Source organism: Nitratireductor mangrovi (assembly GCF_007922615.2).
Lineage (GTDB): Bacteria > Pseudomonadota > Alphaproteobacteria > Rhizobiales > Rhizobiaceae > Mangrovimarina > Mangrovimarina mangrovi.
This window is the reverse complement of the sequence record NZ_CP042301.2, coordinates 3,105,481-3,121,807: the sequence shown is the minus strand read 5'-3', so window position 1 is coordinate 3,121,807 and position 16,327 is coordinate 3,105,481. Positions and strand designations below refer to the sequence as shown.

Below are 16,327 nucleotides of genomic sequence, written 5' to 3'. Positions count from 1 at the left end.
CCTGCGGGAAAGCATGATGACGGACGCGGCGCTGGCCCGGGACGAGGCCGAGACCATCCTTGCGGTCAACAATGTCGAGGTGATCTACAATCACGTCATCCTCGTGCTCAAGGGCGTGTCGCTGTCGGTGCCGCGCGGCGGCATCGTGGCGCTGCTCGGCGCCAACGGTGCCGGCAAGACCACCACCCTGAAGGCGATCTCCAACCTGCTCCGGGCCGAGCGCGGCGAGGTCACCAAGGGCACCATCGAATTCGACGGCGAACGCATCGAATCCTCCTCGCCCAGCGATCTCGTCAGGCGCGGCTGCATCCAGGTCATGGAAGGCCGCCATTGCTTCGGCCACCTGACCATCGAGGAAAACCTGATGACCGGCGCCTTCACGCGCCGTGACGGAGCCGCCAACGTCAAGCGCGACCTCGACATGGTCTATGGCTACTTTCCGCGCCTGAAGGAGCGCCGCGGCTCCATGGCCGGCTACACCTCGGGCGGCGAACAGCAGATGACGGCGATCGGCCGGGCGCTGATGTCGCGGCCGAAGATGATCCTGCTAGACGAACCCTCGATGGGCCTCGCCCCGCAGCTGGTCGAGGAAATCTTCGAGATCGTCAAGAAGCTCAACGAGGAGCAGGGCGTGTCGATCCTGCTCGCGGAGCAGAACACCAACATCGCGCTGCGCTACGCCAAATATGGCTACATCCTCGAATCCGGCCGCGTGGTGATGGACGGCGAAGCCAAGGCGCTGCGCGAGAACGAGGACGTCAAGGAATTCTATCTTGGCGTCGGCGGCGAAGGCCGGCGCTCGTTCAAGAACGTCAAGCACTACAAGCGCCGCAAGCGCTGGCTCGCCTGAACCCTTGAGCGGGCCAGCGCCGCAACAAACGCGGCGCGCCTGTTCCCCAACGCCATGTGCCGGGGCGGTTGACCTCACGTAAGCCTGCCGTCTCTAATGCCCGCTGGTCGAACCAGGGTGGAGGACAGGCGAGTGCGACACGGCAATTTCCTGCGGCAGGTCTTTTTGGCGGCGTTCACGACGCTGACGATGGCGGCGGCCGCGACGGTGGCACAGGCCGCCGAACGGGCCATCATCGTGCTCGACGCGTCCGGCTCGATGTGGGGCCGTATTGGCGAGGAGCCGAAGATCACCATTGCCCGCACCGTGTTGAAGGATGTGCTCGGCCGCCTGCCCGGTGAGGTCGAGCTCGGCATGATCGCCTATGGCCATCGCCGCAAGGGGCAGTGCGACGATATCGAGCTCTTGGTCGAACCCGGCGCCGGCACATCCGGCGCCATCGCCGCCGCCGCCGACGGGTTGAGCCCGCTCGGCAAGACGCCGCTCTCGGATTCGGTGCGCATTGCCGCGGAAGCGTTGAAATACACCGAGGAGAAGGCCACCGTCGTTCTGATCACCGACGGCATCGAGACCTGCAATGCCGACCCTTGCGCGCTGGGCCGCGAACTGGAGGCCTCCGGGGTCGATTTCACCACCCATGTCGTCGGCTTCGGCCTCTCCGCCGAGGAAGGGCGGCAGGTCGCCTGCCTCGCCGAGGAAACCGGCGGCCTCTACCTGCCGGCCGAGGATGCCGGCCAGCTCACCGAGGCACTCGACCAGCCGCTGACCGAAATCGCCGAGGCGGCGGAGCCGGAAGCGCCGGCCGAAGAGACACCGGCCCCGGAGCCGGCCGAGCTTCCCGAGGCGTGGCTTGCCGCCGACGACAGCGTCGAGATCGGCCGGCCGCTGACCGTCATCTGGGATGGCCCCGCCTACCGCCGCGACGCGGTGCAAATCTTCGATTCGGAGGCGCGCGGCGGCGAGGGCCGCATCGTCGCTTCGCGGCGCATCGTCAATGGCGACCTCGACGAGCAAACGGTGACGTTGCTGGCGCCGGTGCGTCCCGGCACCTACCAGTTGCGCTACTGGTGGGGCGAAGGCAACGAGGTGCTCGCCACCCGCCCGGTCGAGGTCGTGGAGGCGCCGGTCTCGCTTGCCGCGCCTGCGACCGTCGGCCTGTCGAAAACCTTCGTCGTCGAATGGGTCGGTCCCGGCGCGCGGCGCGACGTGATCCAGATCGTCGATCCGGGCAAGCCTGACGGCACCAATCCCGTGCTGCGCTCGAAGCGCCTCGTCAACGACGATTTCGACAACCGCAAGGTGTCGCTGGTGGCGCCGGCCGAGCCCGGCTTCTACCGGCTGCAATATTTCAGCGGCGACGGCCGCGAGGTGCTGGCCACACGCGAGATCGAGGTCCTCGACGCCGAGGTTGCGCTCGACGCGCCGCACGAGGTGCCGATCGCCGTTCGCTTCACCGTAGGCTGGACCGGACCCGGGGCGCGCCGCGACGCGATCGAGATCTTCGACCCGCAAGCGAATGCGGGCGACGGCAAGGTGATCGAATCGCGCCGCATCGTGAATGGCGACATGGACGCCCGCACCGTCGACCTTCACGCGCCGGCCAGGCCCGGTCCTTACCAGTTACGCTACTATAATGGCGAAAACCGCGCCGTGCTGGCGACGCGCCCGCTGACCGTGGTCGAGGCCGAGGTCGCGCTCGAGGCGCCCGAGGCGGTCGGCATGGGCCGTGCCTTCACCGTCAAATGGACGGGTCCGGGTGCGCGCCGCGACGCGATCCAGCTCTTCAACCCGCAGGCGCGCGCAGGCGATGGCGAGGTCGTCGCCTCGGCCCGCATCATCAATGGCGACATGGAGGCCCATACCGTACGCCTCAATGCGCCGGCGAGCACCGGCGATTACCAGCTCCGCTATTACAATGGCGAGAATTCCGCCGTGCTGGCGACACGGGCGATCACGATCGAGGAAATCGCCGTCGGGCTGACGGCGCCGGACACGGCGCTGATCGCCCACACGATCGAGATCGGCTGGGAAGGCCCCGGCGCGACGCGCGACGCGATCGAGCTTTTCGATCCCGCGGCAAAGGCCGGGCAGGGCGAGGTGCGGGTGAGCCAGCGTATCCTCAATGGCGACATGGACGCGCGCACCGTCAGGCTCGTCGTGCCGGCCATCCCGGGCGATTATGTGCTGCGCTACTTCAACGGCGACAGCCGCAAGGTGCTGGCCGAGCGTCCGATCACGGTCGAGCCGATGGAGGTGGCGCTCGACGCGCCGTCGACGGTGCCGGCCGGGCAGTTCTTCGAGGCCTCATGGGTCGGGCCGGGCGCGGCGCGCGACGCGATCGAGGTGTTCGACCCCGAGGCCCGCGCCGGCAAGGGCCAGGTGCTTGCGGCGACGCGGCTCATCAATGGCGACTATGACGGCAGGACGGTGAAGATGAGGGCGCCGAAGGAGCCCGGCTCCTACCTGCTGCGCTATTTCAACACCGGCAGCCGCGTGGTCCTGTTCGAGACCCCGATCGTCGTCGAGTAGCTGCAGGACGCATCGCCGAAGGCTGCGACGATCCGCGTGGCGGGCGCGCCATTGCCCTTGCCCCGGCTTTTCGCTATGTGCGCAGCAGAGGTTTGCCAACGGGGTTTGCACATGGCCGACAATACGCCGACCGGGCCGGTCGAAACCGGCGCCGACATGGATTATTCGGAGCACGAGAAGACCTATTCGCTCTTCCTGATGCTGACGAAATACGGCTCCATCGTCTGCGCCGCGCTGCTCATCGCCATGGCGTTCGGCTTCTTCGCCGGCGGCGGCTTCATCGCATCCACCGTTCTGTTCCTGCTGGTCACCGGCCTAGCGGCGTACATCCTGCGCTAGGCGGAGGGCGGGCCGGCGATTGACCGGCCCGGACAAGAACGGGTTCCAGCCGGAAAGGGAGTGAGCGGTGGGACAGACAATCTTCGTGCCCAGTGAATCCGATGCGACCGAGGGTCGCGTCGCGGCCTCGCCGGAAACGGTCAAGCGTTTCGCGGGGCTGGGCTTCGACGTGATCGTGGAGAAGGGCGCGGGTTCCGCCTCGCGCATTCCCGACGCGGATTTCGCCTCGGCCGGCGCGACCATCGGCAAGGCCTCCGACATTTCGAAGGCCGACATCGTGCTCAAGGTGCGGCGCCCGTCGCCGTCCGAGCTCAAATCCTACAGGAAGGGCGCGGCGGTGTTTGCCGCCATGGACCCTTACGGCAACGAGGCCGAGATCGCCGCGATGGGCAAGGCCGGCGTCTCCGCCTTCGCCATGGAGTTCATGCCGCGCATCACCCGCGCGCAGTCGATGGACGTGTTGTCGAGCCAGGCGAATCTTGCCGGCTACCGCGCCGTCATCGACGCGGCGGCCGAATATGACCGCGCGCTGCCGATGATGATGACGGCAGCCGGCACCGTGCCGGCGGCCAAAGTCTTCGTCATGGGTGCCGGCGTTGCCGGCCTGCAGGCGATCGCGACCGCGCGCCGCCTCGGCGCCGTGGTCACCGCGACCGACGTGCGCGCCGCCGCCGGCGAGCAGGTCGCCTCGCTCGGCGCCAAGTTCATCATGACCGACGCGCTCAAGGACGCCTCGGGCGAGGGCGGTTATGCCCGCGAGCTCACCGACGCGGAGAAGAAGGCGCAGGCCGAACTCGTCGCCGACCACATCGCCAAGCAGGACATCGTCATCACCACGGCGCTGATCCCTGGCCGCCCGGCGCCGCGGCTGGTGTCGGCCGAGATGGTCAAGTCGATGCGCGCCGGCTCGGTGATCGTCGACCTTGCCGTCGAGCGCGGCGGCAATGTCGAGGGCGCGGTGGCCGGCAAGATCGTCACCACCGCCAATGACGTGAAGATCGTCGGCCATCTCAACGTGCCCGGACGCGTCGCTTCCTCGGCCTCGCTGCTTTACGCCAAGAACCTCTACGCCTTCATCGAGACCATGGTCGACAAGGAAAAGAAGAGCTTCGCCATCGACCGCGAGGACGAACTGGTCAAGGCAACGCTGCTCACCCATGACGGCGCCGTCGTGCATGCCAACTTCGCCGATGCGGCCGCAGCCGCGCCTGCGGCGAAAAAGCCGGCAGCGAAGGCTCCCGCGGCGCCCCGCGCCCGCAAGAGCGCGGCCGCGAAGCCGGCGGCAAAACGGACGGCCGCGAAGAAACCTGCCAGCGGCGCCAAGCCGGAGGGAGACGCCTGATGGAAAAGACCGCACTCGAACAGGCCCTCGACCAGCTCGACCAGGCCTCGGCTGCCGCGCGCCTCGCGCTTCAGGAAGCCGACGGCGCGGCGGATGCGGCCGGCAACATCGCGCATGCCGCGACCGGCGGCGCCGTCGACCCGTTCCTGTTCCGCTTCGCCATTTTCGTGCTGGCGATATTCGTCGGTTATTACGTGGTCTGGTCGGTGACGCCGGCGCTGCACACGCCGCTGATGTCGGTCACCAACGCCATCTCCTCGGTCATCGTGGTCGGCGCGCTGCTCGCCGTCGGCATCTCGGCCTCGGGCCTTGCCACCGGCTTCGGCTTCGTCGCGCTGGTGCTGGCCTCGGTCAACATCTTCGGCGGTTTCCTCGTCACCCAGCGCATGCTCGCCATGTACAAGAAAAAAGAGAAGTGAGGCCCATCCGATGAGCGTGAACCTCGCTTCCTTCCTCTACCTCGTCTCCGGCGTCCTGTTCATCATGGCGCTGCGCGGGCTGTCGCATCCGACCACCAGCCGTCAGGGAAACTATTACGGCATGGTCGGCATGGCGATCGCCATCATCACGACGCTGGCGCTGGCCACGCCGTCCTTCGGCGGGCTGGTGCTGATCGTCGTCGGCATCGCCGCCGGCGGCGGCGTCGGCGCCTATATCGCGCGGCGCATCGCCATGACGGCGATGCCGCAACTGGTCGCCGCCTTCCACTCGCTGGTCGGCCTCGCCGCCGTCATGGTGGCGGCCGCCGCGCTCTATTCGCCGGAAAGCTTCGGCATCGGCACCTTCGGCGACGTGCACGCCCAGGCGCTGGTCGAGATGAGCCTCGGCGTCGCCATCGGCGCCATCACCTTCACCGGCTCCATCATCGCCTTCCTGAAGCTCGACGGGCGCATGTCGGGCAAGCCGATCATGCTGCCGATGCGGCACTTCGTGAACGCGGCCATCGGCATCGCGCTGGTCGTCTTGATCATCATGCTGGTGACGACGCAGTCGACCACCATCTTCTGGCTGATCGTCATCCTGTCGCTGGCCCTCGGCGTCCTGATCATCATCCCGATCGGCGGCGCCGACATGCCGGTCGTGGTGTCGATGCTCAACTCCTATTCCGGCTGGGCGGCGGCCGGCATCGGCTTCACGCTCGGCAATCTGGCGCTGATCATCACCGGCGCGCTGGTCGGCTCGTCGGGCGCGATCCTCAGCTACATCATGTGCAAGGGCATGAACCGGTCCTTCATCTCGGTCATCCTCGGCGGCTTCGGCGGCGAGACCGCAGCGGTGGCCGACGACGGCGTCGAGCGCACCGTCAAGCAGGGCTCGGCCGACGACGCGGCCTACCTGATGGCCAATGCCCAGAAGGTCATCATCGTGCCCGGCTACGGCATGGCTGTCGCCCAGGCCCAGCATGCGCTGCGCGAGATGGCCGACAAGCTCAAGGCGGCCGGCGTCGAGGTCAAATACGCCATCCACCCGGTGGCGGGCCGCATGCCGGGCCACATGAACGTGCTGCTCGCCGAGGCCAACGTGCCCTATGACGAGGTGTTCGAGCTCGAGGACATCAATTCGGAGTTCGCACAGGCCGACGTCGCCTATGTCATCGGCGCCAACGACGTCACCAACCCGTCGGCGCGCGACGACAAGTCGAGTCCCATCTACGGCATGCCGATCCTCGACGTCGACAAGGCGCGCACCTGCCTGTTCGTCAAGCGCTCGCTCGGCTCCGGCTATGCCGGCATCGACAACACGCTGTTCTACAAGGACGGTACCATGATGCTCCTGGGCGACGCCAAGAAGATGACCGAAGAGATCGTCAAGGCGATGGACCACTAAGATCCGGTCGCTTTGTCTTCCTGAAACCCGGCCTGGCGCCGGGTTTCGCTTTTGCGGACATGACGTCGATCGGGACGACCCGGCCCTTTTCGCGATAGGGAGGAACGAACGTGCCGAGATTCGCCGACCGTGCGATCGCCGCCCTGCTTGTCGTCGTTCATGCCGGGCTGCTTGTCTGGGCGCTGGTCGGTTTTGCCGAGCTGGCATGGCCTGTGCCGCCCTGGCCCCGCCTCAGCAATCCGCTCTTTTCCGGCACCATGCTGCTGCTGCAATGGACCGTCGTGGCCGCGGCCGCGGTGACATACCTTGTCGGCTATGCCAGCCGCTGGGCCGGTCTGCGGCGTGCGATGGTAGGCTGGTACGTCGTGATGGCCGCGATCTGCGCCTGGCAGACATTCTTCATTCTCGAACATTCCGCGCGCTTCGCGCAGATGGCGCTGGAATATGTCGAATATGCCGTGATCACGCTCTATCTCTACCGCTCGCCGCACATTCGCGAACGCCTGTCAGTCGGCGCTTGAGCGCAACTGCAGCTCGGCGATGCCGACGGCGGCGTTGACGCCTTCCTGCGCCTGCACGGAGACCGGCTGCAGCGATATCGCGTCGTCGGAGCCGCCGATCATGACATTGACGCCGCCGCCGGCCGCCACGCTGGCCTCGGCCGAGGCCCCGACATAATCGCCGGAGAGCGCGCCCCGCTCGTAGGCGAAATCGTCGGCGGCCGCGAAGACGACCCAGGCGATGATGGTCGTCCCGGTCACGCCGACGTCGATGCCGTATTTGTTGATGACGCCGAAATAGGCCTCCTTGGGCAGGCTGTCGTCGGCGGGCGTGAATTCGCACGACAGATCCTTGGAGGAGCCGAAGATGAAGCCGGCGCCGCCCTCGACGACGCATTCCAACAGGCCGAGTTCCACGTCCTGGGCGTGGGCGGGCAACGAGGCGGTGGCGATGCCGGCCGTGACGGCGACTGCCGCGGCGATCTTCGCGATTTTCATGATACCGGTACCTTTGCTGGTTGACGGGCGGGAACGGAACGGCCGGACCGCCCGATTGGTTCCCGCGCCCGCGCGACCGGCCAGCAGCAATACCTCGATTTTCTTTCATGACGGGGCGAGATATGGTTTCCCGCACGGAATGGTGGTGCATGGAGCAATGGCTATGCGCATGGCGACGCCGGTACTCGGCCCAAAACACGGCGAGTCGTTCGATCTCGGAAGTTTGGGAGCCCGTTACCTTCTGACGGGGGCAGCGTCCGGGGGGCGGGTATCGGTACTCGAGCACTGGGTACCGCCACGGACGCTCGCTGCCCCGCTCCACCGCCACTCCCGGGAGGACGAGTACAGCTTCGTGCTCAGCGGGCGGATGGGAGCGCAATTGGGAGACCGTACGCTCGAGGCGGGCCCGGGGGATTTTGTCTTCAAGCCGAGGGGTGAGTGGCACACCTTCTGGAACCCCGGCGAGGAGGAGTGCCGGCTGCTTGAGCTCATCTCCCCTGCCGGCTTCGAGGAAATGTTCAGAGAGATTGCAGGAGACCCGGAGGCGATGGCGGGAGAGGCTGCTGAAGCACTTGACGCCAAATACGGCCTCGAAGTCAGTTACGAGAGCATCGCACGCTTCTGTTCGGAACACCGCCTGGAGTTCCCTGCCTGACAGGACTCTCGAACTGCGCATGCCGGATATCGGCGTGAGGAAGCCGCAGCCGCAGGCCCCGTGACGGTTCACGAGCAGTCGGGACAGGGACCAGCCCGGACCGCCGGGCCAAAAGGCGCCCGCGTCCGGAGCCAACAACTCCGCAACAACAGCCCTTGCCATGGCCGCCCGATTGCGAAACCCTCGCCTGACCGTCCGCGAAAGAGATGGTGGGGGAGCGAAATGCCTGCAGCGGGCCGCCCGCATTGCACGACATGACCGGCGCCGTCGCGCTGCCGTTCTGGCTGGTCGCGCTGCTGGTGGTCTTTGCCGCCATAGGCATCGTCGACCGCGTCTTCGCGCCCTCGGTGCGCTGGTTCTTCCGCCGCCGCTTCAACCAGGCGATCGACGAGCTCAACCAGCGGCTCGACATGCGCATCGAGCCGTTCCGGCTGACCAGGCGCCAGACACTGGTCGACCGGCTGATCTACGATCCGAAGGTGGTGGAGGCGGTCGACGCCGAGGCCAAGGCCAGCGGCACGCCGCGCGCCGTGGTGATGAAGCGGGCCGAGCGTTACGCGCGCGAGATCGTGCCGGCCTTTTCCGTCACCACCTATTTCGGCTTCGGCATCCGGGCCGCAAGGCGGCTGTCGGAGTTCGTCTACCGGGTGCGGCTCGGTTATGTCGACGACGACGCGCTGAAGGCAATAGACCCGCAGGCGACCGTGGTCTTCGTCATGAACCACCGCTCCAACATGGACTATGTGCTCGTCACCTACATGGCCTCCAGCCGCGCCTCGCTCTCCTATGCGGTCGGCGAATGGGCGCGGGTGTGGCTCTTGCAGAACCTGATCCGCTCCATGGGCGCCTATTTCGTGCGCCGCAATTCCGGCGACGAACTCTACCGCAAGGTGCTCGGACGCTATGTGGCGATGGCCACCCAGGAAGGCGTCACCCAGGCCGTCTTCCCCGAAGGCGGCCTCAGCCGCGACGGCCGGCTGCGCGAGCCGCGGCTCGGGCTGCTTTCCTACATGGTCGCCGGCTTCGATCCGCGCGCCTCGCGCGATGTCGTCTTCGTGCCGGTCGGGCTCAACTATGACCGCGTGATCGAGGACCGGGTGCTCACCGCCGGCGCCGAGAAGGAAATCTCGGGCCGCGATTTCCGGGTGCGCCTGCCGGCGCTGGCGGGTTTCGTCTGGAACCTCGTCAGGCTGCGCCTGCAGGGCCGGCTCTACCGTTTCGGTTATGCCTGCGTCAGTTTTGGCAAGCCCGTCTCGCTTGCCCACTGGCAGAAGCGCGAGCAGGTCGACTTCACCACCGCCGACCGCGAGGCCCTGTTCGTTGGCATCGAAAAGCTCGGCGACGATCTGATCGAAGCTATCGCGGCCATCGTGCCGGCGCTGCCGGTGGCGCTCGCCTCGCATGTGTTCCTGGAGAGCGGCGAGCGCTGGATGAGCGAGTTCGAGCTCAAGTCGGCGGTCTTCGGACTCATCGAAAGGCTGGAAGGCGAGGGGGCCCACGTCCATATTCCGCGCGCCGACCGCGACTATGCCGTCGGCGCCGGCCTCAGAATGCTCACCCTGCGCCACATGGTGGTGATGAACGACGAATGGCTCTACCGCGCCAACCCGGACGAACGCCTGCTCCTGACCTACTACGCCAACTCCATCGCGCACCTGCTGAAGTGAGCATCCGGCTGCTCCTCCTCATTGGAGCCGATGGCGTTCCGTTCGTGCGCCGGTGGCACCGGAAATGCCTGTCGAGCTCCCGAACGCTGGACTCGGTGCCCCTCGCCGTGTGAGCCTCTTCAGGCGCCCGACTTCGGAGAAACCGCGCCGGGGCTCCTTCGGCAGTCGAAGCGGCGTCGGCGGTGTGAAAACGGCGAACGAGTCATGGGAAGGGAGCATGTCAATTCCGCGGGACGATGTCCGTTTTGTTGTCTTGCCAATGGCCGGCAGGAACGCCCACGCGAGTGAATTCGGCCGCACGATGGCACCGCATCCGCTCGTCTATCAGGAAATCCCATACGACCCGCAATATACGATCTACAACCGCAGGCTTACCGCGCTGGTGATGTCCAACGGATCGGCCGACGACGCATACTGGAAGCTCCGCCGCCAGGCGATCCTGCGTCATACCGGCGAATTGCCCGTCGAGGTCCGCGGACCGGACGCAGAAAGGCTGTTGAACCTCGTTTTCACCCGCGACGTCGCCAAGGTCCGTGTCGGGCGATGCAGCTACCAGTTCGCCTGCTATGACGATGGCGGCATGATCCTGGACGGGGTGCTCGTCCGCCTGGCCGACGACCGGTACTGGTATGGACAGGCGGACGGCGACCTTTCGGACTGGCTGAAGGCGCATGGCCGGGGCATGGACGTCGACATCCTTGACCCGGACGTCTGGATCAGCCAGGTGCAGGGTCCCGACTCGCTCAAGATCCTGGCAGCTGCCGTTGATGGAGCCTATCCTGACCCGTTCCGCTACTTTGATGCCGCACGGGTAACCATCGCCGGACAGGAGGTTGTCGTCACCCGCTCGGGCTTCACCAACGAGCTGGGGTGGGAAGTCTATCTCGAGCCGGATACCGATGCGCGCGCAGTGGGCGAGCGTATTCTCGAGGCGGGCAGACCTTGCGGGATGAGACCGGTCGCGGTAGGCGGAGCGCGGCGGATCGAGGCCGGGCTGCTCAATGCCGGGTCGGATTTCGACGAGACCGTAACCCCCTTCGCAGCGGGCCTGGGCGCCATGGTCGACCTGGACAAGCCGGACTTCATCGGAAAGGCTGCCCTGCAGAACTGCGATCGGAGGAATCGGACCTGGGGCATGCGCGTTCCCGGGGGCGTGGCGCGGCTTGGCGACAGTCTGAGCAGGGACGGTGTCCTCGCCGGTCGCGTGTGCTCGACGGCCTGGTCGCCGTTCCAGCAATGCGGCGTTGCGATCGTGCGGCTCGATGATCCTGACCTCGGACCGGGGACGGTCCTCGACGTCGCGTGCCAGGATGACAAGGTCCGCCCGGCGGAGACCTGCGCCCTGCCGATGTATGACCCGAAAGGGGAAATTCCCCGTGGCAGGCTGGTGGATATCCCGGACGTTCCGAGGGGAGGGGAGATCGGCCAGCCTGGCCGGCCTGGGGCCTGATTGCGGTCGCCCAACGGTAGCCAGTAGCCGGGGCGCCCGGCACGACGCGTCTGTCGCCCACACGGATAAGCGGGCCTCAATGCCGATCGCCTGTCAGCTTGTGTTCCCTGCGACTTCATCAGAGTCGCCCGCAATCGCCGCGCGTCGAGAAAGCCATTTGTCGAACTCCACCGCAAGGAAGATCGATGCGGCCAGCGACAACAGGACCAGCCAGTCGGCAAGCGCCACCGGTGCAAGGTCAAGCGTTTCGGCCATGACCGGAACATGCATCGCCGCGACATGTAGGGCCTGGGCGGCCACGATGCCGCTGACGAGGAGCGGGTTTGCCGCAAGGTCCAGGCGGAATACCGAGTGGTTTTCCGATCGCGCATTGAGGGTCTGGAAATTCTCGAACAGCACGATCAGCAGCAGAACGATATTGCGCGCCTCGAACTCGGAACGGCCGAGGTTGAGCAGCCACCAGAACGCAACAAAACCGCCGCCGCCCATCACAAGCGTGGAGATGGCAAGCCTGCGCATCATGACACCGTTGAAGATTGGCTCCTTCGGAGCGCGCGGCGGGCGGTCGAGTTCGTCGCCTTCAGCCCCTTCGGCTGCCAGCGCCACATCCTGAATGCCATTGGTCACCAGGTTGAGCCACAAGAGTTGCAGGGGCATGAGCGGCATCGGCAGGCCGAATGGCAGTGCGAGAAGGAACAGCAGCACTTCCGCGGCACCGGTCGAGACTGTCATGAAAACAACCTTGCGGATGTTTGCATAAGAGACTCGGCCCTCGCGGATACCGGCGACAATCGAGGCAAAATTGTCGTCGGTCAGGATGATGTCGGCGCTTTCCCTTGCGATGTCGGTCCCGCGCTTGCCCATCGCAACACCCACATGCGCATGTTTGAGCGCGGGCGCATCGTTTGCGCCGTCACCGGTTACGGCGACGAAGTGGCCGTTGCGCGCCATCGACAGGACGATCGAGAGCTTCTGCGCCGGTTCAACCCGGGCGAATATGCTTGCAAGGCGGGTCAGGGCATCGAGCGCATCGTCTCCCTCCGCTTCCGCCTGGCGCAAGCTGTCGCCCGTGACGACCTGGCTGTCGTCGAAGGTCAGTCCTGCCTCGCGCGCGATGGCGGCGGCCGTACGCGGGTCATCGCCCGTGACGACGGCAACCTCGATGCCGGCCCGTCGGCATGCCTGGACGGCGCCCGGCACCTCGGCGCGCAGCGGATCGTGCATGCCGGCCAGGCCGAGGAAGACCAGGTCGACCAGATGCCGGTGACCCAGTTCCTCCTGACTTGCTGGTTCGATCTCACCTTCCGCGAAGGCCAGAACGCGCAGGCCGCGTCCGGCAAGGTCCGCTTGCTGGGCCATGAGCACAGCCCGGTCGATGGCGATCGCTCCTGTGGCCGTCGCCATCCGGTCGGCCATGGCGATCAACGTTTCCGGTGCGCCCTTGACGAAGGTGCGCACCCGGTCGCCGCCATGGTGAAAGGAAGCAGCATATTTCAGGTCGGGCTCGTAGGGAATGCGCGCGATAAGCGGATGATCGCGCGCGATGGCCTCCTGAGCCAGGCCTGCCTTTCGTGCCGCCGACAGCAGCGCGATATCGACGGTGTCTCCAACACCGCGCCAGCCATCGCCGTCCAGGACCAGTCGACCCTCATTCGGCAATGCCGCCGCGCGCAGCAGATCCGCGATCCGCTCCCTGACGGCCTGGGTCGCGACGGTTGGCGAGTGGACAGCGCAGGCATCGAGATCTCGGCCAGCCTCGAAGAGCACTATCGTCCCGTCCGGCAGACGGACCTCGGTGACCGTCAGTTCGTTGAGCGTCAACGTCCCTGTCTTGTCGGTAGCGATCATCGTACACGAACCGAGCGCCTCGATCGCTGGCATGTTGCGCACGATCACGTTGACACCGGCCATACGGCGCATGCCGATCGCAAGCGTCACCGAGATTGCAACCGGCAGCCCCTCCGGGATCGCACTGACCGCCAGGCCCACCGCCAACAGGAAAAGCTGGTGCAGACCGAGATCACGCAGCAGTCCGATCAGGACGAGCGCCACCATGGCAAGTCCGACCGAAAGGGCGATGGTGCGGGCGAAACGTTCCATGCGGATGAGCAGAGGCGGGCGCGACAGATCCCGGGCTGCGACGAGGGCGGCTATGCCACCAACCTTGGTCGCCGGACCGGTCGCAACTACCTCGCCAATCCCGCGTCCACGCGTGACCATGGTCCCGGCAAAAGCCGTCGCCCGCCCTTCGCTCCCGTCAGCGCCGGCATCCTTGCGAACCGGAAGCGATTCGCCGGTCAACAAGGCCTCGTCGCATTGCAGGTCTTCCACGGAGCCAAGGCGCATGTCGGCCGGAACCCTGCTGCCCGCTTCCAGCAGGACGAGATCGCCAGGCACGAGGACACGCGCGTCTATCACTCTCGGAACGCCGTCGCGGATGACAGTTGCCTGGGGAACTTCGAGACCACGCAAGGCTGCCGCCGCGCGGCCTGCGCTGAACTCCTGGGTGGCCCCGATGATCCCGTTCAGAAGAAGAACTATTCCGATGAAAAAGGCGTCCTTGACGTCGCTCAGTGCGATCGACACCAGCGCCGCGGCAATCAGGATGTAGATCAGCGGGCTCAGGAACTGGCGCAGGAAGACGCGCAGGATCGAGGGCGGCCGTGGCTCCGGCAGCGCGTTTTGGCCATACCGGTCCAGCCTTTCCCGCGCTTCGGCCTCGCTGAGCCCGCAGAGACCGGATGGCGGCTCGAAGGTCGTGTTCATGGCCTTCGCCTACCCGTTTTGCGGTGCTTGCAGCCTTGACGTGCGTCAAGACGGGAACTGACCCGTCAAGCGTCGAATACGTAGGTTCCGGGCGCGGCGGCGAGCGGCTCTCGGCCTGCGATCGTTCGGGGCACGCCAGGCTGCCCGGAGCGGGCCTTCAGCCATTCGAACCACGCGAGCCACCATGAGCCGGGTAGCGTCCCAGCGCCTTCGAGCCAGTCGTCCGGCGACGGATGCGGCCCGCCCTCGCGGTAGCAGAGATGGCGGAAGGCACGGCGCGGATGGCCCGGAGCGGCGACGATCCCGGCATTGTGGCCGCCATTGGTGAGAACGAAGTCGACATCGGTGTCGAGCAGGTGCATCAGCTTGAACACCGATCGCCAGGGAGCGACGTGATCGGTTTCGGTTCCCACGGCAAAGACAGGCACTTTGATGTCTTCAAGGTGAACCGGCCTGCCGGCGACCCTGTAGCGGCCCTGGGACAGGTCGTTGTCGAGATAGAACTGCCGCAGATATTGCGAATGCATGCGGTAGGGCATGCGCGTCGCGTCGGCGTTCCAGGCCATAAGGTCGGTCATTTCGGCGCGTTCGCCCATCAGGTAATCGCGTACGATGCGCGACCAGACCAGATCCTGCGACCGCAGCAGCTGGAACGCGCCCGCCATGCGGTGTTGGTCGAGATAGCCCTCGCTCCACATGATATCTTCCAGCATGGAGAGCTGGCTCTCGTCGATGAAGAGGCCGAGTTCGCCCGGTTCGTCGAAATCGACCTGTGCGGCCAGAAGCGACAGCGTCTTCAGCCGCGTATCACCGTCACGGGCCATGGCTGCTGCGGCAATCGAAAGCATCGTGCCGCCAAGGCAATAGCCAACGCCGTGGAACCGGCCTGGCCCGGCATCCTCGCCCACGGCGTCGAGCGCCGCCATCACGCCCGACTGCCTGTAATCCTCAAGCGACAGGTCGCGCTGGGCCCGGCCGGGGTTGCGCCACGAGATGCAGTAGACTTGAAAACCCTCGTCCCGCAGGTGCCTGACCAGGGAATTTCCCGGCGACAGGTCGAGGATGTAATATTTCATGACCCAGGCCGGCGCGAGCAGTACGGGCTCGGGATGCACCGTCGTGGCCGTCGACCGGTAGCGGATGAGTTCGATCAGGTCGTTGCGGAAGATCACGTCGCCGGGCGTTGCGGCCACTTCGTGACCAGGACGGAAGCGCTCCGCGGCCGGATCAGGTCCGCCGGACCATTGGCGCGAAAGGTCTTCGATCAGGTTCTGGATGCCGATGACAAAGTTGGCGCCCCCATCGCGCAGGGCGCGTTCGAGGATTTCCGGATTGGTCAGCGCGAAGTTTGACGGCGCGACCATGTCGAGCCATTGCCGGCTGTAGAACTCCACGAGCCGCTCGTGCCTTGCGGAAACGCCGGGCACGCCGGTCGTCGCGTTGTGCCACCACTGCTGCCAGAGCAGAAAGCTCTGCTGAAACAGGCTGAAGGGAAAGACACGCCATCCCTGATGGCCGAAACGCCGATCCTGCGGCAGGGGCGAGATGCATGGACGGCCGAGCCCCCGCTCGGCGGCGCAAGTTGAAAGGAAGCCCGACAGGCGGGCTGTCTTCTCCAGGGCCTTGGCGATGATCTGCTGCTGCTTGCCGGGCGAAATGGCCAGATGCAGCGCCCAATCCTGCCACGCCTGCAGAAGGCTGGCCGGCGACATTCCGAGCGTCCACGCACCGACGGCCGCGTGGACGAGGCGATCCGCCTCGCGGTAGACTTTCGCCCCGTCGGCCAACTGCGCAGGGGGCACGTCGGGGGCACGCACTTGTCCCACCTTGCGCCCTGTCGGCGCAGCGGGCCTGAGCGCCGGTCTTCGTTTCCGACGCGGTCCGGTGATTGCGCGCATGCTGTT

Annotated in this window: 13 protein-coding genes; 10 read left to right on the top strand and 3 right to left on the bottom strand. The window is 66.3% G+C overall.

The features are described from left to right. Positions 1 to 16: 16 nt before the first annotated feature. The 7 genes from FQ775_RS15195 (at position 17) to FQ775_RS15165 (ending at position 7,408) form a co-directional block, all read left to right on the top strand. Positions 17 to 850, top strand: a complete 834-nt coding sequence (locus tag FQ775_RS15195) for an ABC transporter ATP-binding protein (protein ID WP_146300014.1) — start codon at positions 17 to 19, stop codon at positions 848 to 850. Positions 851 to 982: 132 nt separating this feature from the next. Next, positions 983 to 3,379, top strand: coding sequence for a vWA domain-containing protein (locus FQ775_RS23790; RefSeq protein ID WP_349291482.1), 2,397 nt, complete (start codon positions 983 to 985; stop codon positions 3,377 to 3,379). Positions 3,380 to 3,490: 111 nt separating this feature from the next. Then, complete coding sequence (locus tag FQ775_RS15185) at positions 3,491 to 3,718, top strand: aa3-type cytochrome c oxidase subunit IV (protein ID WP_146300013.1); 228 nt, start codon at positions 3,491 to 3,493, stop codon at positions 3,716 to 3,718. A gap of 67 nt (positions 3,719 to 3,785) precedes the next feature. Further along, on the top strand, positions 3,786 to 5,060 hold the full coding sequence (locus tag FQ775_RS15180) for a Re/Si-specific NAD(P)(+) transhydrogenase subunit alpha (RefSeq protein WP_146300012.1): 1,275 nt from the start codon (positions 3,786 to 3,788) through the stop codon (positions 5,058 to 5,060). Further along, positions 5,060 to 5,479 carry a proton-translocating transhydrogenase family protein gene (locus FQ775_RS15175; protein WP_146300011.1) on the top strand — a complete coding sequence of 140 codons (420 nt, stop codon included), beginning with the start codon at positions 5,060 to 5,062 and terminating at the stop codon, positions 5,477 to 5,479. Before FQ775_RS15180 ends, FQ775_RS15175 begins: the two co-directional genes overlap by 1 nt. Positions 5,480 to 5,489: 10 nt before the next feature. Beyond that, the gene (locus tag FQ775_RS15170; protein ID WP_146300010.1) at positions 5,490 to 6,887 is read left to right on the top strand and encodes an NAD(P)(+) transhydrogenase (Re/Si-specific) subunit beta; all 1,398 of its coding nucleotides are present in this window, start codon (positions 5,490 to 5,492) and stop codon (positions 6,885 to 6,887) included. 110 nt (positions 6,888 to 6,997) lie between these two features. Continuing rightward, positions 6,998 to 7,408, top strand: a complete 411-nt coding sequence (locus FQ775_RS15165; protein WP_146300009.1) for a hypothetical protein — start codon at positions 6,998 to 7,000, stop codon at positions 7,406 to 7,408. Here the strand turns inward: FQ775_RS15165 and FQ775_RS15160 are convergent. After that, entirely contained in the window at positions 7,394 to 7,885 is a 492-nt protein-coding gene (locus tag FQ775_RS15160) for a DUF992 domain-containing protein (protein ID WP_146300008.1), read from the bottom strand. The two genes, FQ775_RS15165 and FQ775_RS15160, sit on opposite strands and share 15 nt — an antisense overlap. On the opposite strand from FQ775_RS15160, the gene FQ775_RS15155 reads away from it, so the two are divergent. The 3 genes from FQ775_RS15155 (at position 7,839) to FQ775_RS15145 (ending at position 11,657) form a co-directional block, all read left to right on the top strand. After that, positions 7,839 to 8,540: a cupin domain-containing protein gene (locus FQ775_RS15155; RefSeq protein ID WP_349291481.1), complete on the top strand. Its 702-nt coding sequence runs from the start codon at positions 7,839 to 7,841 to the stop codon at positions 8,538 to 8,540. The two genes, FQ775_RS15160 and FQ775_RS15155, sit on opposite strands and share 47 nt — an antisense overlap. A gap of 254 nt (positions 8,541 to 8,794) precedes the next feature. Then, positions 8,795 to 10,207: a 1-acyl-sn-glycerol-3-phosphate acyltransferase gene (locus FQ775_RS15150; protein ID WP_146300006.1), complete on the top strand. Its 1,413-nt coding sequence runs from the start codon at positions 8,795 to 8,797 to the stop codon at positions 10,205 to 10,207. A 217-nt stretch (positions 10,208 to 10,424) separates the two neighbouring features. Further along, positions 10,425 to 11,657: an aminomethyl transferase family protein gene (locus FQ775_RS15145; protein ID WP_146300005.1), complete on the top strand. Its 1,233-nt coding sequence runs from the start codon at positions 10,425 to 10,427 to the stop codon at positions 11,655 to 11,657. Positions 11,658 to 11,750: 93 nt separating this feature from the next. Here FQ775_RS15145 and FQ775_RS15140 read toward each other — a convergent pair whose 3' ends face one another. Further along, positions 11,751 to 14,423 carry a cation-translocating P-type ATPase gene (locus tag FQ775_RS15140; RefSeq protein WP_146300004.1) on the bottom strand — a complete coding sequence of 891 codons (2,673 nt, stop codon included), beginning with the start codon at positions 14,421 to 14,423 and terminating at the stop codon, positions 11,751 to 11,753. A gap of 65 nt (positions 14,424 to 14,488) precedes the next feature. After that, the gene (locus FQ775_RS15135) at positions 14,489 to 16,240 is read right to left on the bottom strand and encodes a PHA/PHB synthase family protein (RefSeq protein WP_246730147.1); all 1,752 of its coding nucleotides are present in this window, start codon (positions 16,238 to 16,240) and stop codon (positions 14,489 to 14,491) included. Positions 16,241 to 16,327 lie beyond the last annotated feature (87 nt).